At 45.1% G+C, this 26,813-nt stretch carries 21 protein-coding genes; 5 read left to right on the top strand and 16 right to left on the bottom strand.

What is annotated here, in order from left to right; all coding sequences use genetic code 11:
- Nucleotides 1–14: 14 nt before the first annotated feature.
- Nucleotides 15–2,192: a TonB-dependent siderophore receptor gene (locus A3K91_RS08080; RefSeq protein ID WP_062844802.1), complete on the bottom strand. Its 2,178-nt coding sequence runs from the start codon at nucleotides 2,190–2,192 to the stop codon at nucleotides 15–17.
- Between the two features lie 368 nt (nucleotides 2,193–2,560).
- On the opposite strand from A3K91_RS08080, the gene A3K91_RS08075 reads away from it, so the two are divergent.
- Nucleotides 2,561–4,063, top strand: a complete 1,503-nt coding sequence (locus tag A3K91_RS08075; RefSeq protein WP_062844801.1) for a PepSY-associated TM helix domain-containing protein — start codon at nucleotides 2,561–2,563, stop codon at nucleotides 4,061–4,063.
- 135 nt (nucleotides 4,064–4,198) lie between these two features.
- Here A3K91_RS08075 and A3K91_RS08070 read toward each other — a convergent pair whose 3' ends face one another.
- Nucleotides 4,199–6,454 carry a TonB-dependent receptor gene (locus A3K91_RS08070; RefSeq protein WP_084387308.1) on the bottom strand — a complete coding sequence of 752 codons (2,256 nt, stop codon included), beginning with the start codon at nucleotides 6,452–6,454 and terminating at the stop codon, nucleotides 4,199–4,201.
- Between the two features lie 363 nt (nucleotides 6,455–6,817).
- Here A3K91_RS08070 and A3K91_RS08065 point away from each other — a divergent pair, with 363 nt between their 5' ends.
- From A3K91_RS08065 to A3K91_RS08050, 4 genes are all read left to right on the top strand, one after another.
- Nucleotides 6,818–7,420 carry a cytochrome b/b6 domain-containing protein gene (locus A3K91_RS08065; RefSeq protein ID WP_084387391.1) on the top strand — a complete coding sequence of 201 codons (603 nt, stop codon included), beginning with the start codon at nucleotides 6,818–6,820 and terminating at the stop codon, nucleotides 7,418–7,420.
- 22 nt (nucleotides 7,421–7,442) lie between these two features.
- Nucleotides 7,443–8,114, top strand: coding sequence for a response regulator (locus A3K91_RS08060; RefSeq protein WP_062844800.1), 672 nt, complete (start codon nucleotides 7,443–7,445; stop codon nucleotides 8,112–8,114).
- A gap of 49 nt (nucleotides 8,115–8,163) precedes the next feature.
- Nucleotides 8,164–9,699, top strand: a complete 1,536-nt coding sequence (locus A3K91_RS08055) for an ATP-binding protein (protein ID WP_062844799.1) — start codon at nucleotides 8,164–8,166, stop codon at nucleotides 9,697–9,699.
- 271 nt (nucleotides 9,700–9,970) lie between these two features.
- Nucleotides 9,971–10,669, top strand: a complete 699-nt coding sequence (locus tag A3K91_RS08050) for a VIT1/CCC1 transporter family protein (protein ID WP_062844798.1) — start codon at nucleotides 9,971–9,973, stop codon at nucleotides 10,667–10,669.
- A 35-nt stretch (nucleotides 10,670–10,704) separates the two neighbouring features.
- On the opposite strand, the gene A3K91_RS08045 is transcribed toward A3K91_RS08050, so the two are convergent.
- From A3K91_RS08045 to A3K91_RS07980, 14 genes are all read right to left on the bottom strand, one after another.
- A complete protein-coding gene (locus tag A3K91_RS08045) occupies nucleotides 10,705–11,568 on the bottom strand; it encodes an SDR family oxidoreductase (RefSeq protein ID WP_084387307.1) in 864 nt (287 codons plus the stop codon).
- A 92-nt stretch (nucleotides 11,569–11,660) separates the two neighbouring features.
- Nucleotides 11,661–12,620 carry a TauD/TfdA family dioxygenase gene (locus A3K91_RS08040; RefSeq protein WP_084387306.1) on the bottom strand — a complete coding sequence of 320 codons (960 nt, stop codon included), beginning with the start codon at nucleotides 12,618–12,620 and terminating at the stop codon, nucleotides 11,661–11,663.
- 38 nt (nucleotides 12,621–12,658) lie between these two features.
- A complete protein-coding gene (locus A3K91_RS08035) occupies nucleotides 12,659–14,389 on the bottom strand; it encodes an AMP-binding protein (protein ID WP_062844796.1) in 1,731 nt (576 codons plus the stop codon).
- Nucleotides 14,390–14,427: 38 nt separating this feature from the next.
- Entirely contained in the window at nucleotides 14,428–15,279 is an 852-nt protein-coding gene (locus A3K91_RS08030) for a thermostable hemolysin (RefSeq protein WP_062844795.1), read from the bottom strand.
- 246 nt (nucleotides 15,280–15,525) lie between these two features.
- Nucleotides 15,526–16,890, bottom strand: coding sequence for an aromatic acid/H+ symport family MFS transporter (locus A3K91_RS08025; RefSeq protein WP_062844794.1), 1,365 nt, complete (start codon nucleotides 16,888–16,890; stop codon nucleotides 15,526–15,528).
- Nucleotides 16,891–17,166: 276 nt separating this feature from the next.
- Nucleotides 17,167–18,513 (bottom strand): NADP-specific glutamate dehydrogenase, encoded by a 1,347-nt coding sequence (gene gdhA / locus A3K91_RS08020; RefSeq protein ID WP_062844793.1) that lies wholly within the window; start codon nucleotides 18,511–18,513, stop codon nucleotides 17,167–17,169.
- 72 nt (nucleotides 18,514–18,585) lie between these two features.
- Complete coding sequence (locus tag A3K91_RS08015) at nucleotides 18,586–19,881, bottom strand: M20 family metallopeptidase (protein WP_062844792.1); 1,296 nt, start codon at nucleotides 19,879–19,881, stop codon at nucleotides 18,586–18,588.
- 80 nt (nucleotides 19,882–19,961) lie between these two features.
- Entirely contained in the window at nucleotides 19,962–20,741 is a 780-nt protein-coding gene (gene pcaD, locus A3K91_RS08010) for a 3-oxoadipate enol-lactonase (protein WP_062844791.1), read from the bottom strand.
- Between the two features lie 62 nt (nucleotides 20,742–20,803).
- The gene (gene pcaF, locus A3K91_RS08005) at nucleotides 20,804–22,045 is read right to left on the bottom strand and encodes a 3-oxoadipyl-CoA thiolase (protein WP_062844790.1); all 1,242 of its coding nucleotides are present in this window, start codon (nucleotides 22,043–22,045) and stop codon (nucleotides 20,804–20,806) included.
- A 38-nt stretch (nucleotides 22,046–22,083) separates the two neighbouring features.
- The gene (locus A3K91_RS08000; RefSeq protein WP_062844789.1) at nucleotides 22,084–22,752 is read right to left on the bottom strand and encodes a 3-oxoacid CoA-transferase subunit B; all 669 of its coding nucleotides are present in this window, start codon (nucleotides 22,750–22,752) and stop codon (nucleotides 22,084–22,086) included.
- Between the two features lie 26 nt (nucleotides 22,753–22,778).
- Nucleotides 22,779–23,471, bottom strand: coding sequence for a 3-oxoacid CoA-transferase subunit A (locus A3K91_RS07995; RefSeq protein ID WP_062844788.1), 693 nt, complete (start codon nucleotides 23,469–23,471; stop codon nucleotides 22,779–22,781).
- A gap of 130 nt (nucleotides 23,472–23,601) precedes the next feature.
- Nucleotides 23,602–24,795 (bottom strand): benzoate/H(+) symporter BenE, encoded by a 1,194-nt coding sequence (gene benE / locus A3K91_RS07990; protein ID WP_062844787.1) that lies wholly within the window; start codon nucleotides 24,793–24,795, stop codon nucleotides 23,602–23,604.
- A 72-nt stretch (nucleotides 24,796–24,867) separates the two neighbouring features.
- Nucleotides 24,868–25,647, bottom strand: coding sequence for a 1,6-dihydroxycyclohexa-2,4-diene-1-carboxylate dehydrogenase (locus A3K91_RS07985; protein ID WP_084387305.1), 780 nt, complete (start codon nucleotides 25,645–25,647; stop codon nucleotides 24,868–24,870).
- Nucleotides 25,648–25,718: 71 nt separating this feature from the next.
- Entirely contained in the window at nucleotides 25,719–26,798 is a 1,080-nt protein-coding gene (locus A3K91_RS07980; RefSeq protein WP_228139838.1) for a 2-keto-3-deoxygluconate permease, read from the bottom strand.
- Nucleotides 26,799–26,813: the final 15 nt, after the last annotated feature.

The raw sequence follows: 26,813 nt of genomic DNA, 5'->3' as shown, positions 1-26,813 counted from the left end.
ACAGCTTGTATGGATTAAAAATTGGCCTTTAGACTGACTGACATTTGTCGTTCAGGTCCCATCCAGCAATTATTGATGTCATAACAGGCACCTACGTAGGTTTTATCAAACAAGTTATTGATACTAGCACCAACCGTGAGCATGGGATTGATTTGATAATTACCGCCAATGTCTACCAATGTCACACTTGGCAATTGATCTGAGTTTTGTTTATCAAGCTGCATGCCGGCCTCATAACGCACGCCTGCGTTTAGAGTAAGCTTGTCTGTAGCATAATAATCTGTCCATAGTGTGGCCTTATGTTTAGCTGTTTGCGCAGGCGTATTACCGACCACATCAGGGTTGAATTCATCTGCTGTGATTTCGGCATCGGTATAACTGTAGCTTGCGGCAACATCTACCCAGTCATTGAGCATGTGATTGCCTGAAACTTCAAACCCTTTAGAGCGGATTTCGCCCGTTTGCGTTTGGCTTCTGTAGTTGATCTCATCAGCTACGACGACGTTTTTTTGGGTGATATCAAAAACCGCCAATGTGCCTTGCGTGGCTCGGTTGGGAGAGAGATACTTAACACCTGCTTCTAGTTGATCGGCAGTGGTAGGTTCGAACGGCTTATTGGTGATGAAGTTACTACCGACCACAGGCTGAAATGACTGCGAGTAGCTTGCATAAGGCGATATGCCATTATCGAAGGCATAGATGGCAGCGAGACGGCCACTGGTTTTTGATGCGTCGTTATCAATCTTTTGGTCGCTATATATCGCACCAGCAGACGCTTTGGTCTGATCAGTAATACTATCAAAGTTATCATGACGCAAACCTGCGACGACCGTCAAATCTTGCCATTTCATCTCGTCTTGCACATAAAACCCAAGCTGGCTTTGTTCGATACTCTCATCCTGACGATAGTTATTTAGCGGTAAAGTATCCGCATTGACCTGCGAAAAATCTGGCTGAGACAAGTCAAGATTTGGTGTGCCATCCGCTCCAGCATCATAGTAAGTCGCGGTGCTGTCTGTCTCTTGATATTCTACACCGAACAATAAATTGTGCGATGTATTGGCGGTATCTAGTTTATAAGCCAGCTGATTGTCCGTGGTCCAGTTATTCATGCTCTCATCGGTGGTGTAGGCCACGCGGTTCAGTATTTTATCACTACCACTCACAAACCCACTATTGTACATATTGCGCTGCTGCGCCTCGGCATCGGTATAACGCAATATGTGCTTGAAGGTTAGCTTGTCATTGATATCCCAGTTGACAGTGACGCTTGGCATAAGCACTTCTTTGCTAAAGCGATTCCATTTGTCACCTGCATAAGCATCGCTACCCAGCTTCCCATAGCTGGCGTTGTAGACAGTGCCCACAGCAGGCAGCGGCGTAGAGGGCACCATCTCTGGATCGTCTTGATAAAAGACATTGGCAAGCACGGAGACATCTTCTGTCGGTTGCCACTCGATTGATGGGTTAACCAGAGTACGCTCTTCTTCAGTGGTCTGCATTTGACCATCTTTTTTACGCTTTAATGCTACTAAGCGATAATTTAGCGTGTCTGTGATAGGACCTGTCGTATCCACGCCAACTTCTTTTAGGTTTTGATTGCCAAGTCGTAGCTGCACCTCAGATGCTTGGGTGCTTTTTGGGGTTTTGGCGACTTGATTGACCATACCGCCCGGTGATGCATAGCCATACAATGAGGATGCTGGCCCTTTCACCACCTCGACCGACTCGGTTGCATAGATATCTACTTGCGGCATCAGATTCCAAGCGCCATCATAGGGCAGTCTTAGTCCATCATAAAAGTTAGAATACGTCTTAAACCCACGGATATTGTATTCATCAAAGACAGAAACCGTTCCGCGGCTCTCAGCGCTGATACCGGGCTCGTAACGCAGGGCGGCATTGACGCTGTCTGCCTGACGTTTTTGTAATAATTCTTGATCAATTCTGGTGTAACTCATTGGTGCATCATTGGGATCTAATGCGGTTTTTGTACCTGTACTGCGGTAGCTGTCAGCATAAACAGCGATAGTATCCAAGGTGGTCGATGGTGTGGCGGTCTCATTGTCTCCAATATTGCTTCGTATATCTTCGGCATAAGCGCTATGACTGACACTTAGGATTAAACCAATTTGTACAGCCGTAGTGAGACGTTTTTTTTGAATGGAATTGGAGGTGACAGGAGACCGCATCGTATGTCCTATTAGCAAGTTATCGGTGAATATGGCAGGTTGTTTTGAGCAGAGTAACTGCTGTAGATAATAACACTAATGATTATTATTATCATTAAAAAATAATAGTAAATCATCATTGCTTGATTGGATGTAGTAAATAAAGAGGGGATTATCTAATAATACAAATGGACTAAAAATCAACCTGTTACAAAAGTGACTCGCTATGAATAGTGGTGTTTGAATACGTTTTCTCGTATCATGCAGCCGTAGCTAAAATATAGAAAGGATGACTGGCGTAAATAAGAGGATAGTCACGGTATCTGTGGTTATCATCAATACGTTTGGGTCATTTATTGAGCAACCAAAGAGTGTTAAAGGTCATATCCATGAACAGACAAACCCCTCAATCAGACAATAATCAGCGCTATTTTACGATATGGCGATGGCATTTTTATGCTGGCATGTTTGTAGCGCCTTTCTTAATTATTTTAGCGTGCACAGGACTTGGTATGATACTCATGTCCAATACCTTAGGCCGAGACAATGATCGTTTGACTGTACCTACGTCAGAATCGATGGTTCAAGCGCCTGTCGCTACCCAAGCCAAAAATGCGCTGGGCACGTTGCCCGATAGTACACTGATAAAATATATTGCCCCTCGTGAGAGCGATACCGTGGCCTTGTTTCAGGTGGTATCAGAAGGGCATGACAATATGGTAGCCGTGAATCCTTATACGGCCGAGATTGTTAAGAGTATACCGACGAATAGTAATCTGTATAACACCTTTGATGATATTCATAGTGATTTGCTATTGGGCAGAGTCGGTGACTACATTCAAGAAACCACGGCTTCCTTAACGATTTTAATGATTTTAACGGGCTGGTATTTGTGGTGGAAAAAACGTAAATCTGTTAAAGCTATGTTGATTCCTAATGACAATACCACGCTTAAGAAAAAACGCTCATTTTTTCGAACCATTCATGGAACATTGGGTAGTTGGATATCGATTGTACTGTTGTTTTTTTGCATTTCAGGCATGGCGTGGGCTGGTATTTGGGGCGAACGAGTCGTGCAAGCGTGGAGTCAATTCCCTGCGGGTAAGTGGGGCGTCGCACCCATACCGCTTTCGATTGACCATAGCCAGCATCATGTTGGTATGGATATGGATAACGCCGATGCCGCGCCGCACGTCCATGGCGCAACACCAGCGATTGTACCAACACATGGCGATGCACTAAACACGGGTAGTACCAAAGATGTGCCTTGGGTGCTAGAATTGACGCCGATGCCAGTATCAGGAACAACAATGGGTGAGAACGGTATTGCACCCAATATTCCTATTATGATTGACACGGTAGATAGGTTTGTCCGTGAAATTGGTTTTGAAGGGCGTTATCAGATGAATTTACCTCAAGGCGCGACTGGGGTATGGACGATCAGCCAAGATTCGATGAGCTATGATATGAAGAGTCCAACGGCGGATCGTACAGTACATATCGATCGCTATTCGGGTAATGTCTTAGCAGATATCCGCTTTGATGATTACAACGCCTTTGGCAAATTTATGGCAGCAGGTGCCGCCATACACATGGGAACGCTAGGATTATGGAGCGTGCTCGCCAACGTTTTATTTTGCTTATCCGTCATTGCCATTTGCGTGAGCGGTTATATCATGTGGTGGCAACGTCGCCCGCGTGGCATCGATGAGATGATAGGATTGAACCCGCCCGCTCGTCATCTTAATCTATCAGTGTGGTGGCCGTTTGCCATTCCTTTATTGGTAGTGGCTGTTATATTCCCAACGGCTATCATTGCCATTGTTGCCATTGCATTGTTGGATTTTTTAGTAATATCTCGGGTTGACTTCCTGCGTAAGCTACTAAAATAAAGCTTCAGTAAAATCGCATTTATATTAAATTAAACAATTTATTTGGGTACTAAAAAAGGGCGTCTTTTAGTAAGACGCCCTTTTTATTGAAAGTGGATCAGTATGATTGACGCTGTATGCTTTTACTCGTATGTCTTAAAAATTAAAAGTCGCTGATACTTTCAGTGCAGTAGGATCGCCTGCATTTAGATAACCGAAATCTGTATAACCACCTACTGACTGCCAGTAGTCTTCACCAGTGACGTTGGTCACCATGCCTTTTAACGTGACATCTTGTCCTGCCAGTACCGTACGATAGCGGGCACCAAGGTCCAAAGTGGTATAGCCATCAACTTTCAAAGTATTAGCATTATCAGCATAACGAGCGCCCGTATGTATAATATCGCCTGTTAATGTTAATCCTTCGACGGCTGCTAGATCGTATTCTAGGTTAACGTTACTTTGGAGTTTGGGCAGACCAATCACTCGATTGCCGTCCAATGTTACATCACCTGTATCTTTTTGCTTAGCACTCAAATAACTGACACCTGCGATCAAGCGCATGTTTTCGCTTGGACTACCGAATATTGATAACTCGGCACCTTGATGACGGTTTTCACCATTTGCTGTAAAAGTATTGGTGTCATCAATATAAGCACGTGCAGCATCTATACGGAATATCGCTAAGCTACTGCCAATTGTACCATTGTCATATTTGACGCCCACTTCCGTTTGCTCACTAACATAAGGGGCTAAGTCTTGTCCTGCATTGGTAACAGGGTTACCACCATTCTCTAGAGGTGCTTTCTTTCCTGGTGCGAGGCTTTCAATGTAGTTACCATAGACAGACCAGTCCATAGTTGGTTGATAAACAATGCCGATACTAGGTGTCCATTTGCTTTCATCATAGGTAGCGGTTTTAGCCTGTGTATTGAAGTCATAGCTGGTTGTTTCTATGTTCTGATGACGAACGCCTAATGTGGTTTTTAATTTGTCATCGAATAGAGAGAAAGTATCTGCTAGGGCAAAGCTTTGCAATTTTTTCTCGTTAGTGAGTGTTGGGTTATTCGCGTTACCGACGAAAACAGCAGTATCTGACCAGCTGTTATCACGATATTTAATGGGGCGATATAAATTATTGGGACGAGCACCCTCAAAAGCATACGCACCTTTTTCTTCTTGATCATAAAGATCGGCTGCAATCACCCAATCATGATCAATCTTCCCCGTCTGCCATTGACCACGCAGACCAAGCTCGGCACTTTGTACTTTATCTTCACGAATATTGTCAAAACGAGCGGTAGTACCAGCACCATTAGTATTGGTTACAGTAAGGTCTGATAATGAATTGTCTTCATCACCACGTCGCATGCCGTAAGCGCCATAAGCGGTGATACTGTCATTAAAATCATATTCGCCTCTAATGGTACCGAATACATCTTTTTCGTTTGAATACGTCCAAGGTTGTACCCAGTTTTTTGAGCCTTTGGGTGCACTTGGTACTCTAGAAGCGCCTGCAAGAGTGACACTAGGACGGGTTTCTTCCAGTTTATTGTCCTGCCAACCCAAGTCAGCAGACAGTCGATACTGATCGCCTCTATAGTCTAGACCCAAAGCGGCTAAACCCAATGTTGCAGATTCGTCGTCGATGGCGCTGTCATCATCTTGATAAGCGGCGTTGAAACGAACGCCAAACGCATCATCTGCACCAAAGCGGTCACTCACATCTACTGCTACTTTGCCTTGATCGCCCGGACCATAACCGAGCGTCACCTCACGTAGTGGCTCATTACCAGCGCGTTTCGGTAATAGATTAATCGTACCACCTGAGTTACCACCACTTGGAGCAGCACCATTTAGCATAGTAGAAGCACCGCGCTGGACTTCGACGCGCTCAAACAATTCAGTCGCGATGTACTGTCTTGGCAATATACCGTATAGACCGTTGTACATCGTGTCATCTGATGTCGTCACAAAACCGCGCATAAAATAGGCTTCTTGAAAGTTACCAAAGCCTCTTGCGACGCGGACAGTCGGGTCTTTTTTGAGCAGATCACCCACACTTTGTGCTTGCTGATTGGTGATGTATTCGTTGGTATAAGAAGTGGTGGAGAACGGCGTGTCCATAATATCTTGATTGCCCAAGATACCGACGCGGCTACCAGTCGCCACTTGACCACCTTCATAGGCAGTTGGCAGTCCATCTGCTGAAGCGTCAGCACTGCTGGTCACTACAATCGTATCCAACACCACACTAGGATCAGACTGAGTATCCGTGTTGGGCTCAGTTTGTGCCCATGCAACTTGGCTTGCGCCGATCAGTAGTACCGAAGTGGATAGGCAGGTTGAACCTAGTGCTCGTAGTGAAGATGGCGAGCGAAATAAAGCAGAATATAAACGAGACAGTTGCATGAAAACAGTTCCAGCAGATGGTTGAAGTGCTTATTATAATGATAATTGTTTTCATTACAATATTATTACAAGATTAAGTTTTAACCTGTCTGTCAAGAATATAAATGGTTACCAACGTTATTTTATTGTTTAACCTCATACGGATAAAGAAGGCTGAGCTTATCAGTAGTTATTTGGACAAAAGCCTTGCTGCATGTATCAAATTGCCCAATATTTGTCCGCAAATAAATTAAATGGTGTTGATTGGTCATAGCGTAAGCTTGTCTTAAGATTGGTCTGTTGTAATAGCGATATCTCAATTAGATTCGATGTCTAACGATTCTCTTGCTCGCAAATCAATGAACTATCTAGGGAATGATGGCTATGATTAAAAACAGCGTAATAAATCCGACCCATGAGTCCGATCTTTTGTTATCAAATACCCCTAAAACGAGGCAGATACGTGTCTGGGATATTTTAGTCAGAGTGACGCACTGGACAGTAGCAGCTGGTATCACGGCCAACCTGTTCTTTACTGAAGAGGGCAGTGAATGGCATCAATATGTTGGTTACACCGTGGTAGGGCTGGTAGTCGTACGTCTACTTTGGGGGTTGGTTGGCACGCGCTACGCCCGTTTTAGTGATTTTTTGCCCACGCCCTCTCGTATCAAGCGTCACCTATCTGATTTGGGCGCTCGCCGTATAGATGAGCAGCATCTTGGACACAATCCATTGGCTGCCATCATGATGCTTGCGCTATGGGCTGTGATTATAGGGTTAGGTATCAGTGGTTATCTGCTGGAAGCAAACGTTTTTGGTGATAAAAACCTGCTTGAAGAAATCCATGAAACACTGGCCAATAGTTTATACTTACTTGTCCCCTTACATATTGTTTCTGCGATTGTCATGAGTTATTGGGAACGGCAAAATCTCGTTAAATCGATGATAACAGGTAATAAGACGGTGACGATACGTCGTCCACGATAATATATAAAATAATGGGGTGGTTATGGCGCGCATATTACTAATAGAAGACGATAACAATATTGCAGAAGGTATCGTGCTTGGCCTAAAAAGTCACGGCATGATGGTCGATTGGTTCCGTGATGCCAAACAGGGTGAGATGGCGTTGCAAGAAAATATGTTTGATGCCGTATTGCTGGATTTGACTTTGCCAAAAGGGGACGGGATGACGGTACTACAAAATTGGCGACACAAACGGCTGGACACACCTGTGTTGATCATCACTGCTCGTGATGCCATTGCTAATCGAGTGGCGGGATTGAATGCAGGCGCCGATGATTATTTGGTCAAGCCGTTTGCCTTAGATGAGGTGGTGGCGCGCTTGCAAGCTTTGATACGGCGCAGTCAGGGACGCAGTCAACCTGAGATTTGCTATGGTGAGGTCGCTTATTGGCCGCACAACCATCAAGTCTCTTACCAAGGTCAAGTTATCGAATTAACCATCAAAGAAGTGGCTGTACTCGAGCAAATGTTGACGCATCCCAAACAAGTTCATAGTCGAGCCAGTTTGGAGGACAAGCTGTATGGCTGGCAACAAGACATCGATAGTAACGCGATAGAAGTACATATCCACCATTTACGCAAAAAACTGGGCAATGACTTTATTCTAACCAAGCGCGGTATTGGCTATTATCTCAATCCAGCGCTTGGCCAATAAATGATCTATATCTAGTTTGAGTTTTACTATATGAGCAATATATGAGCTTATGAAAAGTATACAGCAGCGCTTGTTAATCTCTTTACTCATTGGTCTGCCTTTACTGTGGCTGATCACATCGAGCTTTATTGCTTGGCGATTGTGGCATGAAATCAATGAGATGAATGACACACAGATTACGCAAGTTGTGCGCTATTTGATTGGCATATCTGCAAATGACAATGATCAAGAGCGCAGCGAGCAAGAAAACCGCCAAGGTGAGAGTGAAAATAGTAACGAAAAGGTGGATAGCGAAGTACCTGTTGCCAAGATATATAATTTGAAAAGTAAGGAGCTATCAGGGGATCTTGGCGATGCCGAAGATGATTATATGGGTTTTGCCATTTGGGATAGACAGGGACATCTATTGGCAGCTGACGAGAATGGTCAGTCTTTTTCTTTTTTGCCAGACCAGCGTGGTTTTGTAGAAGATGATAACTCAGCCTATCAGCGCTTGAATCCCTTTAGCAAGCGTTGGCGATTATTCTATGCGCATGAAGACTATAATAACGACAACGATAACAAAAACGATGGTATGCGTGAAGGACGGGTATTGGTGGTTGGTCAAAGCCTTGACTCTCGTCAAGAAATGATTGTTAAAGCCATGTCTGTGCAAGTGCTGCCTATGTTGATTGGCTTATTTGCCTTTATGATTTTGGCCGTTTGGTTGATACGGCGCGGACTGATGCCGCTCAGTCAAATCAGTACTGAGGTTGAACAGCGACAGCCGCAAGATGATAGTCCTATTACAGCAGATGTCCCACAAGAGATTCAACCATTAGTCACGGCTTTGAATGTATTGTTTATTAAAGTGGCAGACACTCTAGAACGTGAACAGCGCTTCACGGCGGATGCCTCTCATGAGCTGCGTAGTCCGCTGGCTGCTTTAAAGCTACAGGCAGATCTATTGCAACAGCAGCTATTGCAATTGTCTGGGATAGAAGATGACGATCAGTTGTTTTATCACACGCAAAAGATCAGCGATGGCATTGAGCGAGCCACGCATTTGGTCGAGCAACTACTGATTTTGGCCAAGTTGGAGCCACAACAGCAATTGCCACCTGAGCAATTAGAACGTCCAGACTGGCTCACACTCACCAATACGGTACTCAGTGATGTGAACCGTCTGGCGCGTGAAAAGCACATCCAATTAAAACGTATAGTGCAGTGTCACAGTCCTGAGGATATTTTGCCCATATGCATCAATCCAGTATTGTTTAAATTGTTAATCCGCAACCTATTAGACAATGCCATTCGCTACTGTCCAGAAGGCTGTCTGATTGAGCTGCATTTAGATGTAAATACGATCAGAGTGATCGATAACGGTGTGGGCGTCGATCCAGAACAACTAGAGCGACTCAGCGAACGCTTCTATCGTCCAGCTGGTCAAGCACAGCTAGGCAGTGGTCTGGGCTTGTCAATCGCCAATCGAATCGCCGAGCTTCACAACCTCACGCTAGATTTTGCCAATCGCGCGGCACCAAAAACAGGTTTTGTCGTCACGATAAGAAGTAAAAAACCACTATCAAAGACGTTGCCACCATAAGTTATCGTCAGGTCACTATAAAAAAGAGTCATCGTGGGCGCAATGCTATGTGAGCAAAACAAAGGTTTTGTCGTTTGTCGGTAATGGTACCGCAAGCCGTCAAGATTTATATCAACCATGCATCAGTATATCGCGTAGCCATCTTATTGAGTATTGAGTATGAGCTGTAGCGTAAGCTTGATATATTCTTACGTCTCAAATGGTATGAGCTGCGGTGGCATCAAAAATGTCATTAGAGTCATGTTTTTATGTCTACACTTTTGGGGGTCTTATGCATCATTCTATTCATGACGAAACGCATTTGAGCAATCGCAATCATTGGCTGCGGGCGGCAGTGCTGGGCGCAAATGATGGTCTAATTTCGACTGCCAGTTTGCTGGTTGGGGTAGCAGCGGCTGGACCAAGCAGCCAGACATTACTGCTGACAGGCATGGCAGCATTGACGGCAGGCGCTTTGTCTATGGCTGCTGGCGAGTATATTTCTGTCTCATCGCAGGCAGATACCGAAAAAGCGGATCTTGATAAAGAAAGATATGAGCTGACGCATAACGCTGAGCGCGAGTTACTAGAGCTCACAAAAATTTATGAGGCACGCGGACTGAATCACGAGTTAGCAAGGCAGGTTGCTGTGAGTTTGACTGAGCACAGTGCGCTAGAGACTCATGCGCGTGATGAGATTGGGCTTACGGATCTTAGTCAGGCAAAACCCATTCATGCATCGGTCGCCTCGGGTCTGTCGTTCGTGGCTGGAGCGATACTCCCGATTATCGGTATAGTACTCTTACCAGCAAGTACTTTGGTATGGTCATTAGCGATTTTGACGATTATGGGCTTGATACTGCTTGGAATTATCTCTGCTCGTCTAGGCGGCGCGCCTGTTATCCGTGCGACGACCAGAATCGTTACTTGGGGCATACTCGCAATGATGGCAACCGCCTTAATTGGTCGTTTGTTTGGTGTGGCTGTTTAAGGGGCAAACTCATGCGACGAGTACCGAGTCAACCCCTACGTTTTTTTAGCATATAGCTTGATGGTGGGTAAGTCTTTGACAATGGCGTTGCCAACGACATTGGGAAATAACCGATTAAGCCATGCAAAAAAACGTTCGGGGAAGCCTAAATGTTGATGAGACTTTGTGGTTGAGATAAAGTTTACCAATGCCTTTGCCACTGTTTCGGGTGAGTCCATCTTAACCTTCAATGCTTGATTCATCGCAACGACGGTATTTTTATTCATGGTGGTTTTTGTGGCTCTGGGCGCAAAATAGCGAAACTTCACTGAGGTATCGGCATACTCCCGACCCAAGGCTTCACTGGCTCCGCGTAAGGCAAACTTACTAGCACTATAAGCACTAAAACCGGGATAACCAATGCTTCCAAACGTTGAGCCAATACTTATTATTTGGCTAGGGCTTTGTTGAATCATTAATATAGGCAGCAGTCTTTTTATTAGCTGTAAGGGATAAGCCACATTGACCAACATCATTTGTTCGATAATTTCATCACTTTGGTCAGTGAGTAAAGCAAAATCATTGATACCTGCATTGAGTATGACCGTATCAATGACATTGCCACAGTCTTGTACCGTCTCTTGCAGCGCTGCTATCAGTTGGATTTGTGATGCCCGTGAGCTCAAATCACAACTGAGCGACAGTAGTGGTATATCAGGGTACTCTTTGGCCAGTTTTTTAGTCAAATACGTCAACGTTTGGGCATTACGTCCAACCAAAATTACAGGTCGATTGTGTGCGCATAACTGTGTTGCGATCGCTTGTCCGATACCGCCTGTAGCTCCAATGAGGAAGGTATATGACAGGATAGGCTGAGCTGGGTTTGATTGAGATGTTGATTGCTGATTAGATGATGTCATGATATCGAATCCTTAGTGAATACTGATTATGGAAACATGAATTATTAAAGCATAGATTTTTGAAACACAAATTGTAGTGATACGTGCTGCTTCTAATCGACTGAATCTTTGATACCAAGTCCCATCGCAATATAAAGCTTACGCTCAGCTAAAGGCACCTCGATTTGACGACGACCATGCATGATGCGTTTGTTGTCTAATATCACCACATCACCGTTTTGCCAATGCACTTCTTGAGTATATTTTTCACAGATTTGCGTGAGCTTAGCGACCAGCGCTTCATCCACACTTTGACCATCTGCTAGCGTGAACTCAGGTTTTTCATAGTTAAATGATGGCCCAAGCAACGTATTGGCAAAGGCGGGCTGCCTACTTAAGTTATCTGTACGGATAGCAGGTATTTGTAATATGTAACGCACACCACCATCATCCTGAGGCTCTACATGATGCGTTAGTGTTTTGCTAGTAGTATCAGTGATGAATTGATTCAAATCCACCAGACTAATGGTGTCAACGGCATCGGCTCTGCCTGTTGCAGTCGCTACATAATTTTGCCAAATGACTTGAGGCAAATAGCGACTGATACGTATTGGTTGACTAAATAGGGCTTTTAGTTCAGGCGATAGTGCTCGATACACAGCGTATCCGTCACAAATGGTCGTTTGTGAGCCTTTTTTGGCACTCAATTCACTAAAAAAAGCAATGACGTCAGGCGGTATCGGCGTATTGCCATTTTCGATATGTAGGCCAATAGCATGCGTGCCTGCATCCACTTTTTGCGCTTCAGAAGTGATGTTTTGTCGGGCAGGGTCATAGGTTAGCGTTTGACACAATTGTCTCATTAATTGGCTAAACGTCTCTACATCGTAGTGCTGACCTCGCAGTAATGTCCAGCCCTGTGTCCTTAAGGCTGCTAAAATATCTGAGGTATCAGGAAAAGGTGGCGTCACTGATGATGGAAATAGGATTGTTTTAGCATCATTATCGTTGATAAGGTTGCTTGACAGTGGATCGTGAGACATTACGTTATGTGCTATAAGAGTGGTTTTCATAATAAGGTGCTCCAAAAGTAAATGATAAATACCATGAATCACAAGCCCAATGCCGACTTATAAGTGGTGAAAATTCGTGGTCGTCGCAGTTTGCCGTTATCAGTCAATAATCCATTGTCAGTGCTAAATGACCGTTTTTCTAAATGCCAATGTTTGATACGGGCATAGTCGGGTAAGGCTTGATTAACAATTTCTATCGCTTGTTTGATAGCCAATTGTAGGTCGCTACTATTGGTCGCTACCTCGTTAGGGTTGGCGACTATTACAGCAGATAAACTTGGCTCCCCATCTCCCAGCACCGCCGCTTGATAGATGATTGACTGTGTTAAGAGCTGTGCTTCTACCCATTCAGGTGAGATATTGCGCCCAAAACTACTGATCAGTACGTTTTTTCGTCGACCCGTAATATATAAATAACCATCGTTATCTACATAACCAATGTCACCTGTGGCAATAACGCCATTGTCTTTGTTATTCATATCTTCGCTGGTATTGTCATGGTTTAGGTAGCCTTGCATAGCATTGCCTTTTACCATAACTTCGCCGCTAGCTGCGATGCTGACTGAGGCATGGGGCATAGGTTTGCCCACACTGCCTTCGCGCTTTGCTTTGGGTGTATTGAGACTGACCACAGAGCCGCATTCAGACAAGCCATAGCCCTCATAGACAGGCAGGTTTAGCGCTTTGGCCTCTTGTAGGAGGGTAGGAGACACTTTGCCGCCACCGACTGCCATAAACCGTAAGGAGGGCAAAGCGACATTGGCTATATAGTTGCTATTAGCATAGTTACTAGCAGCATAATCATTATGAGCATGGTTACTGGAAGCGCTCGTATGAGCGTGACGACTTTCGTTGGCTGCTAGATACTCGCAAATGGCTTTGAGCATTTGCGGTAACAAGATAACGCTGGCGATGCGATGCGTTTGCACGGTTGTGATGAGTCGCTTGGCATCAAATGCTTGATTGGATAGCAAGCCAAATTGACCAATCTTGCCAATGACTAAGGTACGTCCCATGTATAAGCTCACGTAGACGCCGGCCACATTTTCTAACAAAGTGGCAAAAGGTAACACGCTTAAATGACCAAAATTACTTGTGATATCAGTGATGTCTAGAGGGTTGGCAGCGTCATCTGTCAAAGTGTCAGCGAGTGCTTCTGCTAGAGACTTGACAATACGCATCAAGGTATCTTGTCCCAAGCAAACCCCTTTTGGCATACCTGTGCTGCCAGAGGTATAGGTGACTTTACAAAACTCGCTGGCAGTAGCTGAAGCTTGAGAGGTCAGAGTATAAGCCGCATCGTTGTTCAGTTGATAAAACTTGCCTGTGATATGAGCGGCGTGCTCAAGCTTTACGGCGTCTACTTCTGCTGTCTTAGCAATAACCCAATTATTCACATTGTGATTCACACGATCTACGTCATGTATGTCGGGCAGTGTCAAACCTGCGCCAACGTATACCAGCTCGATCTGCGCATCTTGGAGTAAGTGAGCCACTTGCAAGGCACTAAAAAATAAGGGTATAGGCACGACGACAGCACCAATGGTACTTAGTGCCAAATCAAGTATGACCCAATCTATCTCATTATGCGCATACAAGGCCACACGCTTGCCTTGCCATGTATGCAATGTCTGATGAAGCAAGGCCAGTGTGCGCTGAAGCTCATCATAAGTGAGGCTAACGGTATGCTCGCCCTCTATAGTTTTGATTGCTACCTGCTTAGGTGCCTTGCGAGCGTGTTCACATATTGCGGTATAGATTGGTGTCATTTCGTCCTCACTACTTTGTGGTTTTACAGTTCTATCAGTTAAGTGGTTATTTTGTGGAGAGGGAGATCTGCGGTAACAGCCATCTCTAACATCTCGGTATAGCGATAATGAGGCGCGCATACTCTTTTGGCGTCTGCCACATTGATGGCAACCACCAAGGGGTTTTGTTGATAGTAATGTCCCCATGCTGATATTTGTTCAGGATCTTTCAATGCTTCGGCAGTGGCTTTGGCAATAATATGACTACGAATACCCATATGTGCCAATATATGTCGCACAGCATCTGTGCCTGTGCAGACCACCCAGTCGGCTTTGGTTTGGCTCTCATGGGTTACTGGATGCAGGATAGGCGTAGATAAATAAAACACCAAAAATGCAATCATGAGCCGAGCGCTACCAGCATGACCAGATGCCAAATTGCCAATCTCAAAAATGCGCTGCCGACTGACTGGCTCTCCTGCTATCTGACTGACTTCATTTTGTATATGAGATTCCAAATACTGCTCTAAAAATATCTTATCTTCAGAAATAGGCTTTAAACCAATCGCAACGCTTGTCCCTCTAAATGCAGGTAAAGCGCTATCATCAGAGGATAACCAATTGCAATAAGAGGGCATATCAGCAAAACCTGAAAACAAAATAGGCATAAAGTAACTTAATCTGGCGTGATGGATGTATTCGTAGATTTGCTTGATAAAGGCTTGAGCATCTTGGTTTTGGGCATATGAAGCGGGCGATGCTTGTACTGGCGTTTGCGTGCTGGCGCGAACGTATAAGGACGAGGGGATTCCTTGTACAATCAATACTGGCATTGGCTTAACTGCCTCAATATAGAAAGTCGTGTTGAGGACATTCTGTAAGGGATGAGTGCTATTGATAAATAATGACATGAGCGGCCTCCAAATTGTTAAAAGCGTTTAGAACGATTAACATCATGGAAGAATCATAAGGTACCAACCTTAACTGAACCTTAAGACAGTATCGTTGCAAATATCTAATCGGATGAGAGGCTCATACAAGGGTATAAAAGGTAATGCACGGTACACAAAAAAATAGCGCATCCATATCATGAATACGCCAAAAGCTGATTAATATTAAAAGGTGTTCCAGCACTGAATATGAGGCTTTAATCAGTTCTACGTCGATATGGGCGAGTTCAAAGTACTGGGTTGGGCTTTACTTTCTTTACCATCGACAGCTGCACTGAGATTGACTAAAAAGATAGCGATGGCTGCAATCATACCTGGAATGGCAATGAACAAAAAATTGGTCTGATGGCTCAGCTCAAGCGTGAGTAATGCACCCGTCAAGATGGGCCCGACGATCGCGCCAATGCGACCGATACCTGATGCCCAGCCCATTGCTGTTGTCCGAACGGCAGTCGGGTAGTACTGCGCCACAAAGGTATAAAGTAAAATTTGAGAACCAATCGTGGTCGCACCAGCAATGGCGATAAGCGTATATAGCACTACCTGCGGGCTGTTATAACCGAGCAGTATCAATGAGACTGCGCCGAGCGCAAACATAATGGTTAAGACGGGTTTAAGATGAAATTTATCAGCGAGCACACCGCCACCAATCGCGCCAATCATACCGCCAATATTGAGCGCAAATAAAAACAGCATACTTGCCCCTAGCGAATAACCTGCTTGAATCATCAGTTTGGGCAACCAGCTGGCTAGGGCATACACCATCAGTAGGCACATAAAAAAAGCCACCCAAAACATCATCGTCGTAAAGCCACGGTTTTTTAAGAAAAGCGCTTTGATAGGGGCATCGTCACCTTTGGTTGGCTCATCTAATAGCAAGGTAGTAGCCGGAGTGATGGTTTCTTGTGGAGCCAGTTTTTGTACAATAACCTTTGCTTCGTTATCCCGTTTCTCTTTGACTAAATACATCAAAGATTCTGGCAGCATTTTCCAAATGATAGGTAGCAATAAAGTTGGTATACCTGCGATATAAAACATAATCTCCCAGCCAAAATCCACCACCAAAAATGATCCAAGTAGGGCAGACGCCATACCACCGATAGCATAACCACTGAACATCACCGCGACCAACGTACTGCGAATGCGTTTTGGTGCATATTCAGACGTTAGGGCCACGCAGATCGGCATGACGCCACCGATACCCAGCCCTGCAAAAAAACGCAGAGTGGCAAATTGGATGGGACCGTTGGCAAAGGCTCCCAAAAAAGTAAAGCTACTAAAAAGCGCAACGCAGATCATAATCGTTTTTTTGCGACCGATTTTGTCAGATAACGTCCCAAAAATCATCGCGCCAAACATCATACCAAAAAGTGCCGCGCTCGCGAGTAACCCTGCCTGTACGGCGGTCAATGACCATTCTTCCATAAGTAGAGGTAGCGCCACACCATAAATGACAAGATCGTAGCCATCAAAAATAATAATGAGTAAACACCAAAAAAGCACTTTCCAATGAAAGGGCGCAAATTTGGCATCATCAATGACCTTATTGATGTTTAAAGTTGGTGATTCCATTCGACTTTCTCCGTGGGTAATGTCCCTATAAGTACTTATTAAGTTAGGGTTTTATAAGGATCAAGTCAAAAACCCTCTAAGTATAAATTTATACCTAGAGGGTATGGATGTTGATTGGCTGGTTGGTGCAGTATCGGTATCAATGGTCATATTTTCTTTGAAAAGCTCATCGCTCTAACAATACCGATTTAAAAATACCAATAAAAAACCGCTCACCTGTTTAAAAGATAGGTGAGCGGTTTTTTATTAAGGCGAGTTACATATCCAAAAACTGGATCAGTTCAAAATACCATAAGCAACCAACGCATCAGCAACTCTCTTAAAACCAACGATATTGGCACCAGCCATATAATCGATATAGCCATGGTCAGTTTGACCGTACTGTTCTGAGGCATCAGCTGCGCTATCATGGATGTTTTTCATGATATTTTTGAGACGTAGATCTATTTGCTCAAACGTTTTGTATTGACGTACTGAGTTTTGTGACATCTCAAGCGCAGAGACAGCCACGCCGCCTGCATTAGCAGCTTTACCAGGCGCATAATGCACACGGTGCAAGCGCACATAATCAATTGCCTCGGCAGTTAGCGGCATATTGGCACCTTCAACGACATAGATAATACCATTGTCAACCATGAGCTTGGCGTCGTCTACCGTGACTTCGTTTTGGGTCGCTGATGGAATCGCAATATCACCTTTGAATTGCCACGGCTTTTGATTGGCTAGCCATTCACCGCCGTACACATCTACATAGTCTGCCAAAGGTTTACTTTTTGCTTTTTGCGCTTTAAGCCAGTCAATTTTTTCTTGGTTGAGACCCGCTTCATCGTACAAAGTACCTTGTGAGTCTGATACTGTGACGACGATACCGCCCAGCATATGGGCTTTTTCCGCAGCATGTAGTGAGACATTACCTGCGCCTGAAATGAGTATTCTTTTGCCACTGATGGTTTCGTGTTGCGCCGCCAGCATATTTTCTAAGAAATATACGGCGCCATATCCTGTTGCTTCTGTTCGCATCAAACTTCCGCCAAAACCCACGCCTTTCCCAGTCAACACGCCGCCATATTCATGCGTGAGATTTTTATACATGGCAAACATATAACTGACTTCACGCCCACCGACGCCAATGTCGCCTGCAGGCACATCAATGTCTTTATTCACGTAGTGATGTAGTTCGCGCATAAAGGCATAACAGAAGCGGCGTATTTCGCTGTCCGTTTTGCCTTTGGGGTCAAAATCTGAGCCACCTTTACCGCCGCCCATTGGCAATCCAGTCAGTGCATTTTTGAATATTTGCTCAAAACCCAAAAACTTCAAAACAGATTGATTGACGGTAGGGTGAAACCGTACACCGCCTTTGTAAGGCCCCAGCGCATTGCTAAACTGGACGCGCCAACCTCGGTTGACCTGCACTTCGCCTTGATCATTTTCCCAGTTAATACGAAACGCCATAATGCGGTCAGGCTCAACGAGACGCTCGAATACTTTCAACGTATTGTATTCAGGATGGGCGTCGTATAGCGGTGCAATCGTCATGGCAACTTCTTTGACCGCTTGAACGAATTCAGGTTGGTGGGCATAACGTGCTTCGACTTTTTCGATGGCCTGACTGATACTCATATGTTTTCCTTGTTAATATGGCAAAGCTATAGGTAATAGTTTAGCGTCATTGAGACGCCTAGGTTTTATGCGTCACTGATTCATGGCTAAATAATCTATGGCCAGCTGACTCAGCGCTTTAGTACCGATTTTAAAAGAGGATTCGTCGGCGTAAAAATAGGGAGAGTGGTTGTAGGGTGCTTTACTGGCGTCTTGTCCTACCGGTGTACCGCCTAAGAAAATAAACAAACTCGGTACTTCTTGAGAATAAAACGCAAAGTCTTCAGAGGCTGTTAATTTTGGTACATCAAAGACATTGTCAGCACCTGCTACATTTTTGAGCGTGGGCAGCATCTGCGCGGTAAGCGCGGGATCGTTGATGGTGACAGGATAGCCTTTGGTGATTTTGACGTCTGCCTCTGCGCCTGATGCCATGGCTATATGGGAGGCCGTTGTCTTTATGTTGTCAAAAATTTTAGCGCGATTGTCCATATCGAAGTTACGAATCGTACCAATCATGTTAACACTGTCTGGAATAATATTGTCGCGGACACCGCCACTTATTTTACCGAATGAGATAATGGCGGGCTCTTTAGTGATGTCAATTTGACGACTGACAATATGATTGACCCCAGTCACGATCTGTGACGCGGCAGCAATAGGATCAACGCCATTCCACGGCGCTGAACCATGAGTCTGTTTGCCCTTTACGGTAATATCAAACGTGTCGCCACTGGCCATGATAGGGCCGCTTCGATAACCAATCTGTCCAGTGTTTAGATTCGACATAATATGCAATCCAAACGCAACATCTGGTTGATACTTTTTAAATATGCCTTCTTTTAACATCAAGTTGGCACCACCTTCTTCTCCTTTAGGCGCGCCTTCTTCTGCTGGCTGAAACACAAACATGATATTGCCGTGCAGCTCTTTTTGTACCGCAGCCAATACTTCAGCCGTTCCCATGAGCATGGCCACGTGGGTATCGTGGCCGCAGGCATGCATCACACCCACGTCTTCTCCCATATATTTGGTAACGATCGTTGATTTAAATGGGACATCGGCTTTTTCGGTGACGGGTAGGGCATCCATGTCTGCGCGTAGCATTACGGTCGGGCCGGGTTTTGCCCCTTTTAAGTAGCCCACAACACCAGTATGGGCGATATCAGTTTCGACCTGCATACCGAGAGATTTTAAATGCTTAGCCACGATAGCAGCGGTACGGGTTTCCCGATTACTCAGTTCAGGGTGCTGATGAATGTCGCGTCGCCATTCAATCACCTTTTTTTCAACACTTTTAACTTCTTTATCGATATTGATATCAGCGTGAGCGCTAAAGGCACTACAGACAGCAATGCTAATAACCAATGCTTGCAATGATTTTTTCATGTTTCTTCCTTGTTGGGGGTAACGTCCTTGTGGGTAGTGCTTTTGTAGCTTGGCTTGGATACGCCGTAGCAGTGACGTGATCAATGCACCAAGTATTGCCGTATAAACTGATTGAATACGTCAGGTTGTTCAATGTTTGAGATGTGTGACGCCTCAATGGTAGCGAGCGTGGCATTGGGAATGCGTTCGACCATATATTGAGCATCCTCAACTGTCGTTACCGGATCGGCTGACCCTGCCAATACGGTAATAGCAGCATCAATATCTCGTAATTGCGAACGTGTATCAGCGGTCGATAACGCTTCACAACAACTGGCATAACCTTCGCTACTACCAGTGGCAAGCGCCTCAGACAAGGTCTCGACCACATCAGGATGACTGCTGATAAATCCTTGTGTAAACCAACGCGATGCTGCTGTGGCCGCGATAGGATCTAAACCTTGCTTTCGTACCAATTGTGCCCGCTCTGTCCATGCGGTATCGTTGCCAATTTTTGCAGCAGTATTGCACAGCATCAAATGATAAAAGCGGTTAGGATGATGGATAGCCAACCATTGACCTGTCATGCCGCCCATTGAGATACCACAAAAAAAGGCTTTATCAATATTCAGATGATCGAGCAAATCGATGACGTCTTGTCCAATCTCATTTAAGTGATAAGGGCCTTTGGGTGCAGAGGATTGACCATGACCACGAGTGTCATAACAGATGATAAAGTACTCGTTTTGCAAGTCAGCGATTTGCGGCTGCCACATCTGGTAGTTGGTCCCTAAGGAGTTAGAGAATATAAGGGCAGGGTTGTGGCGATCACCAAAGGTGGCATAGTTTAAGGTAACGTCTTTATTTTCAAGTACAGGCATAACGATCATCCTTATTTGTCATTGTGGGGTTATTAAGATGGTAGTGGCGCATGGGGTTATGACTACGATGACTGGTGATCTATACGTTCAATAATCATGGCGATACCTTGTCCCACGCCAATACACATCGAGCAGATGGCAAAGCGTTTGCTGGTTTTTTCGAGCTGATTGAGCGCGGTCAAGACCAATCTTGCACCTGATGCACCTAATGGATGACCAAGTGCAATCGCACCGCCATTGGGATTGACGCGTGCGCTATCGTCAGGCAATCCCAAGTCACGTGTGCAGGCCAATGATTGCGCAGCAAAGGCTTCGTTCAGTTCGATAACATCCATCTCATCAAGTGACAGACCTGTTTGTGCCAGTAATTTTTTTATGGCAGGCGCTGGCGCAAATCCCATAATGCGCGGTTCTACACCGACTGTCGTTGCCGCCACAATACGAGCGCGTGGTTTTAAATCGAACTGTGTCACCGCTTGCTCTGAAGCGATTAAAAAAGCGGCCGCACCATCATTAATACCTGAAGCGTTACCCGCCGTCACTGTGCCGTTTTCTTTGACGATGGCACGAAGTTTGGTTAATTTTTCAAGCGTGGTATCAGCACGAGGGTGTTCATCCACATAAATAGTAACAGCCTCGCCTTTGCGCTTCGGAATAATGACTGAGGTAATCTCATCTTTGAAAAATCCCGATGCTTGCGCCGCTTTGGTACGTTGTTGGCTACGTAGCGCAAACGCATCTTGGTCAGCGCGATTGATATCAAACTGCTCAGCGACATTTTCGGCAGTTTGTGGCATGGTTTCCGTACCGTATAAGGCATCAAGCTTTGGATTGATAAAGCGCCAGCCCATCGTGGTGTCTTCAAGGGTTTGAGCACGACCAAATGCTTTGTCTGATTTACCCATCACAAATGGCGCACGGCTCATGCTTTCAACACCGCCTGCGATAATAAGGTTGGCTTCTCCAGCTTTAATCGCACGAGCGGCAATGGCGATGGCGTCCATTGATGAGCCGCACAAACGATTTACCGTAGTCGCGGGCACTTGATAAGGCAGGCCAGCCAGTAGTGATGACATACGTCCAACATTACGATTGTCTTCTCCGCTCTGATTGGCGCAGCCATAGATAACATCATCTACTTGCTTCCAGTCAACATTAGCATTACGCTTCATTAATGCTTTGATGGGGATGGCACCTAAATCGTCTGCTCGTATTGGTGCCAAACCACCGCCATAACGCCCAAATGGTGTGCGAATGGCATCAATAATATAAGCGTCATTTAAACCAGTGATAAAGTCGGTCATGGTCATATCCTGTTATGAGATTTGAGTATGGAGTCTTGTTATACCTGCGTGGCATTGATTCCTGTGGCATCAATGAGTGTGGCGTCAGTCACTGCTTGCAACTCAGCAAAGCTCAAGCCCTCAACCATCTCTGTGACTACCAGCCCTTTATCAGTGACATCAATGACACATAGATCGGTAAAGATACGATCGACGCAGTGCTTGCCTGTCACAGGATAAGTGAGTTCGCTGACTATCTTTGGCTCACCTGTTTTGGTCGTGTGATTGGTCATCACAAAGACTTTTTTGGCACCAACAGCCAAGTCCATAGCGCCACCAACAGCAGGTATGGCATCTGGCGCGCCCGTACTCCAGTTGGCCAAGTCACCATTGGCCGCCACTTGAAATGCACCCAACACACATATGTCGATATGACCACCGCGCATCATGGCAAATGAGTCGCCGTGGTGAAAGAAACTACCACCATCAAGCATGGTGACGTATTCCTTGCCGGCATTGATAAGTTCGGGATCTTCTTCACCTTTGGCAGGAGGCGGGCCGAAAGCCAATAAGCCATTTTCTGAATGTAAAAATACGTCTTTGTCAGCCGGTAAGTATTTTGCAATTTTGGTGGGTAAGCCAATGCCCAAATTGACATAGGCACCATCTGGAATATCTTGGGCAGCACGCTCAGCGATTTGATCCCGTGTAAGTAATCTATGGCTCATGATGACGCTCCTTATGATTGATCGTATTAAGCAATCGCTGCGGTAGTAGAGGAAGTAGGTTCAATTTGCACCACGTGCTGTACAAAGATACCGGGTGTAATTATGTGTTCGGGATCTAGCTTACCAAGCTCGACCGTTTTAGAAACTTGAGCGATAGTGATGTCAGCTGCCATCGCCATGATAGGACCGAAATTGCGGGCAGATTTGCGGTAGACTAAGTTACCCCAACGATCGCCTTTATCTGCTTTGATTAACGCAAAATCTGCTTTAATCGGATACTCAAGGACATAGTCTTTACCATCGATATGGCGCATCTCTTTACCTTCGGCAAGTAAAGTGCCAAACCCCGTTGGCGTATATACCGCCCCAAGTCCCATACCTGCGGCTTGAATACGGCACGCCAGATTGCCCTGTGGTACCAGCTCAAGCTCGATTTTGCCTGCATGATATAGCTCATCAAATACCCAAGAATCCGATTGGCGCGGAAACGAGCAAATAATTTTGCGCACCGCGCCTGTTTTTAATAGCTTGGCAAGTCCATGATCACCATTACCAGCATTATTGTTGATAATCACTAGGTCTTTAACACCCAAATCAATGAGCGCATCAATCAGTTCGGCAGGTTGTCCTGCTGTGCCAAAACCGCCAATCATAATAGTGGCACCGTCTTTGATTTGACTGAGCACATCCGTGATGTTTTTATCTGCTTTGTTAATCATATTGATATCCTATAAAAGGGGAGAGTTGGTCAACATTGGCTAGCATTTTCTTTGATAAATCATGATAGTAATGTGGTTTTAATAGAGGTTACTGAGAGATGGCGTTATCAATAACTCGTGTCATTTGCGATTAAGTAAATGACAATAAACGTTTTTTGTTTAAAACATAATGGGCCACCATACCGATCACGATGCCCCAAAACACGGAGCTCAATCCCAAAAAGCTCATGCCAGAAGCGGTCGCCAAAAAAGTAATTAAGGCGGCATCTCTTTGTTCGTCGTCTTTCATAGCAATTGTAATGTTGGTAGCGATAGCGCCAATGAGTGCCAGTCCAGCCAATGCCGCGACTAACTCCTTTGGCAGTAGGCTAAATACCATGACAATACTGCCTGCAAACAAGCCGCCTAATAAATAAAAGATACCGTTGGCAACCCCTGCGATATAGCGTTTTTCTTGTAGCTCATGCGCATCTTTGCCCGTACACAAGGCTGCGGTGATGGCCGCGAGTACAATGGTAATGCCGCCCACACAAGCGACCGCTAATGAAGCCAGGCTTGCCACACTGACGATGGGTTTGGCAGGCGTGTCGTAGCCACTGAGATTCAAAATGGCCATACCAGGTAAAAACTGTCCTGTTAAGCTGACCAAGATAAGCGGAATTGCAAGGTTAAACGTCGCATTCCATGTCCATTCAGGCCAGATGATCGTTGGCATGGTAATCGCCAAATCCATATCGACAGGATTCATTCTGCCAAGTAAAACACTTAAGATAACCCCGCATAGCAAGACCCAAATCATGGTGTAGCGCGGTGAAAACCGCTTGGCGAATAAATAACAACCGAGCATGCTAAATACGATAAATGGCATGGTGTTGGTGGCAGCAAACAACTCTAAGCCAAACTGAAACAAAATGCCGGCCATCATGCCTGCTGCAATACCGTTAGGAATCCACCGCAAAATCTTGTCAAAAGAGCCAGTGGCGCCCACCAAAAATATCACCACAGCTGAGAGGATATAAGCAGATATGGCCTCATTGATGCTCATCTCAGGAAAAACGGTCACTAGTAGTGCCGTGCCAGGCGCTGACCAAGCAGTGATGATAGGTGCCTTATACCTAATAGACAGATAAATGCCAGAGACAGCAGCGCCTATGGATATGCCCCAAATCCAAGAAGCCATCATGGCATCTGAGACCTGAGCGGCTTGCGCGGCTTGAAAGAAAATAATCAATGGGCCAGCATATGAGATGAGCACCGCCAAAAATCCTGCCACGGACGCCGAGAGTGACCAGTCTTCTTTTAAGGTTTGGATGACAGAGGCCATATTGCTTCCTTGCAAATGAGCGGTAATCAAAGGGTAGTAACGATGAGTCAGTCTACAATACCGCTAAAAAATTTAGCCTGTGTCGCCGCCACCGACAGGAACTGTGCTGCCAGTGATATACGAGGACTCATCTGACGCTAAAAATACAATGGCATTGACCTGCTCATCGATTGTGCCGTAGCGTTTCATAAAAGTGCGATCAATGGTTTGGTCAACGACTGCCTGCATCCATGATTTTTCATCATCCGTTAAGGGTGTGGCATTTCGAGGGATTTTTCTGGGCGGCGCATCAGTACCGCCCGTTGCGACCGCATTGACGCGGATACCATCATTGGCGTATTCAAAAGCGAGCGAGGCGGTCATAGCGTTGACACCACCTTTCGCAGTGGAATAAGGGATACGGTTGATGCCACGTGTGGCGATGGAAGAGACATTTACGATAGTGCCTGATTGCTGCTTGACCATGACTGGCAATACCGCACGGCAACACCAGAGTGTGGGAAATAATGAGCGACTGATTTCTTTTTGGATGTCCTCTTCTGAGAAGTTGATAAAGGGCTTCATCCATATCGCACCGCCAACATTATTCACGAGTACATCGACACGACCATAATTCTCTATGGCTTTATTGACCGTATCTTGTGCCCCTTGATAGGTTTCAAGATTGGCTTGAATCGTTATCGCATCGCCGCCGTTTGTCGTGATTTCTGCTAACACGTCTTCTACTAAAGGTGAAAAATCTGCCATAACGACTTTTGCGCCCTCATTTGCGAGACGTATGGCAACGCCGCGTCCAATACCTTGAGCGGCACCCGTTACGATACAGATCTTATTATCAAAGCGTTTATTCATTGCTATCTCCTAAAAACTTATATTCGATTTATAATGTGATGTATTAACGTCATTTCAAATAGCTGTCATTTTTAACTTTTTATATTTACTTCCGCTTTTAAAACATGTTCACGTTTTATACTTTTTTCTTCATAGAATCTATCTTCGTTTTCAGGTGTAATTCCTTGTCGTTTTTGCCAAGCAGCTAACCAAGCGACGAAGAACGGCAGAATGAAAGCGGTGGTAACTACTGCCGCAGCAATTTGCGCAGTGGCAGCCCCTTGTATAGGCAGATAGCTTGGGTCTAAGGCAGTGACCATAGCGGGAGTTGCAATCGCATTTCCTGCTACACTGGCTTCAGAAGCTGCAGCCACTAGGTTTCTACAAGATTTGGGATGTCGACGTACCCTGTGCCAAAAATAAAGAGCGAGCAGGGCAGTACCACCAGAGATTACTGCGGTAGCAGCTCCCAATAAGATGCCAACTGATCCTTGCCCTAGTAATACTTCTAGATTAATTCCAGCACCAATAGCAAAAGCGGCGAAAGGAATAATGAGTTTTTCTCCTGGCGCTAGAAATTTCCTAGCAATTATGCTGCTGTTTCCAAGAATAAAACCAAATATCATTGGAAAAATAGCAGCGAAAAGCGCCAGTAAGGGAAACGCGGCAAGTCCTGCTACACCAAGGGCGACTAAAGTAAGAAAAGGTCCATCATTAATAGAAAGTATCGAGATGGCTCCTTTGTCCGTTTTGTTTCCAAATTGACTTGTTAGAGCGACATAAAGTGAACCGTTTGAATTGGACATCGCTGCAATAATAGCTATAGGTAATAATCCAAAAAGCATGCCTTCGGGAGTAAAAAATGCAACAGATAGTCCAAAAATGACAGCAATACCAAATTTTGCAAGCAGTAATACAACGCCTTTTTCTACAGATGGCAATGCAGTTTTAAAACTAATTTGAGAGCCTACTGCTAGAAAAAAAAGTCCAATTAAAACCGCAAGCCCGTTTTTAAAAAGAGCAGTAGTAAAGCTACCAATATCTAATATTTGTGGTGCAAAAGTATTGAACATAACTCCAAGAAAAAGGGGTACGATCATTAATGCACCAGGTATCTTGAGAATCTTTAGTAGAAGCCTGTCTAGACCTGTATAACTATCCATGTTTTCCATTTTCACGTTCTCCTT

It is taken from the genome of Psychrobacter alimentarius (assembly GCF_001606025.1).
In the GTDB taxonomy this organism is placed as follows: domain Bacteria; phylum Pseudomonadota; class Gammaproteobacteria; order Pseudomonadales; family Moraxellaceae; genus Psychrobacter; species Psychrobacter alimentarius.
Note: the sequence above shows the minus strand (reverse complement) of the source record. Positions and strands in the feature narration are given on the sequence as shown.

What these genes read in the sequence shown, in the direction of transcription:
- A3K91_RS08080 (WP_062844802.1), bottom strand. Translation starts at nt 2,192, where the DNA reads ATGCGGTCTCCTGTCACCTCCAATTCCATTCAAAAAAAACGTCTCACT.
- A3K91_RS08075 (WP_062844801.1), top strand. Translation starts at nt 2,561, where the DNA reads ATGAACAGACAAACCCCTCAATCAGACAATAATCAGCGCTATTTTACG.
- A3K91_RS08070 (WP_084387308.1), bottom strand. Translation starts at nt 6,454, where the DNA reads ATGCAACTGTCTCGTTTATATTCTGCTTTATTTCGCTCGCCATCTTCA.
- A3K91_RS08065 (WP_084387391.1), top strand. Translation starts at nt 6,818, where the DNA reads ATGATTAAAAACAGCGTAATAAATCCGACCCATGAGTCCGATCTTTTG.
- A3K91_RS08060 (WP_062844800.1), top strand. Translation starts at nt 7,443, where the DNA reads ATGGCGCGCATATTACTAATAGAAGACGATAACAATATTGCAGAAGGT.
- A3K91_RS08055 (WP_062844799.1), top strand. Translation starts at nt 8,164, where the DNA reads ATGAAAAGTATACAGCAGCGCTTGTTAATCTCTTTACTCATTGGTCTG.
- A3K91_RS08050 (WP_062844798.1), top strand. Translation starts at nt 9,971, where the DNA reads ATGCATCATTCTATTCATGACGAAACGCATTTGAGCAATCGCAATCAT.
- A3K91_RS08045 (WP_084387307.1), bottom strand. Translation starts at nt 11,568, where the DNA reads ATGACATCATCTAATCAGCAATCAACATCTCAATCAAACCCAGCTCAG.
- A3K91_RS08040 (WP_084387306.1), bottom strand. Translation starts at nt 12,620, where the DNA reads ATGAAAACCACTCTTATAGCACATAACGTAATGTCTCACGATCCACTG.
- A3K91_RS08035 (WP_062844796.1), bottom strand. Translation starts at nt 14,389, where the DNA reads ATGACACCAATCTATACCGCAATATGTGAACACGCTCGCAAGGCACCT.
- A3K91_RS08030 (WP_062844795.1), bottom strand. Translation starts at nt 15,279, where the DNA reads ATGTCATTATTTATCAATAGCACTCATCCCTTACAGAATGTCCTCAAC.
- A3K91_RS08025 (WP_062844794.1), bottom strand. Translation starts at nt 16,890, where the DNA reads ATGGAATCACCAACTTTAAACATCAATAAGGTCATTGATGATGCCAAA.
- gdhA (WP_062844793.1), bottom strand. Translation starts at nt 18,513, where the DNA reads ATGAGTATCAGTCAGGCCATCGAAAAAGTCGAAGCACGTTATGCCCAC.
- A3K91_RS08015 (WP_062844792.1), bottom strand. Translation starts at nt 19,881, where the DNA reads ATGAAAAAATCATTGCAAGCATTGGTTATTAGCATTGCTGTCTGTAGT.
- pcaD (WP_062844791.1), bottom strand. Translation starts at nt 20,741, where the DNA reads ATGCCTGTACTTGAAAATAAAGACGTTACCTTAAACTATGCCACCTTT.
- pcaF (WP_062844790.1), bottom strand. Translation starts at nt 22,045, where the DNA reads ATGACCGACTTTATCACTGGTTTAAATGACGCTTATATTATTGATGCC.
- A3K91_RS08000 (WP_062844789.1), bottom strand. Translation starts at nt 22,752, where the DNA reads ATGAGCCATAGATTACTTACACGGGATCAAATCGCTGAGCGTGCTGCC.
- A3K91_RS07995 (WP_062844788.1), bottom strand. Translation starts at nt 23,471, where the DNA reads ATGATTAACAAAGCAGATAAAAACATCACGGATGTGCTCAGTCAAATC.
- benE (WP_062844787.1), bottom strand. Translation starts at nt 24,795, where the DNA reads ATGGCCTCTGTCATCCAAACCTTAAAAGAAGACTGGTCACTCTCGGCG.
- A3K91_RS07985 (WP_084387305.1), bottom strand. Translation starts at nt 25,647, where the DNA reads ATGAATAAACGCTTTGATAATAAGATCTGTATCGTAACGGGTGCCGCT.
- A3K91_RS07980 (WP_228139838.1), bottom strand. Translation starts at nt 26,798, where the DNA reads ATGGAAAACATGGATAGTTATACAGGTCTAGACAGGCTTCTACTAAAG.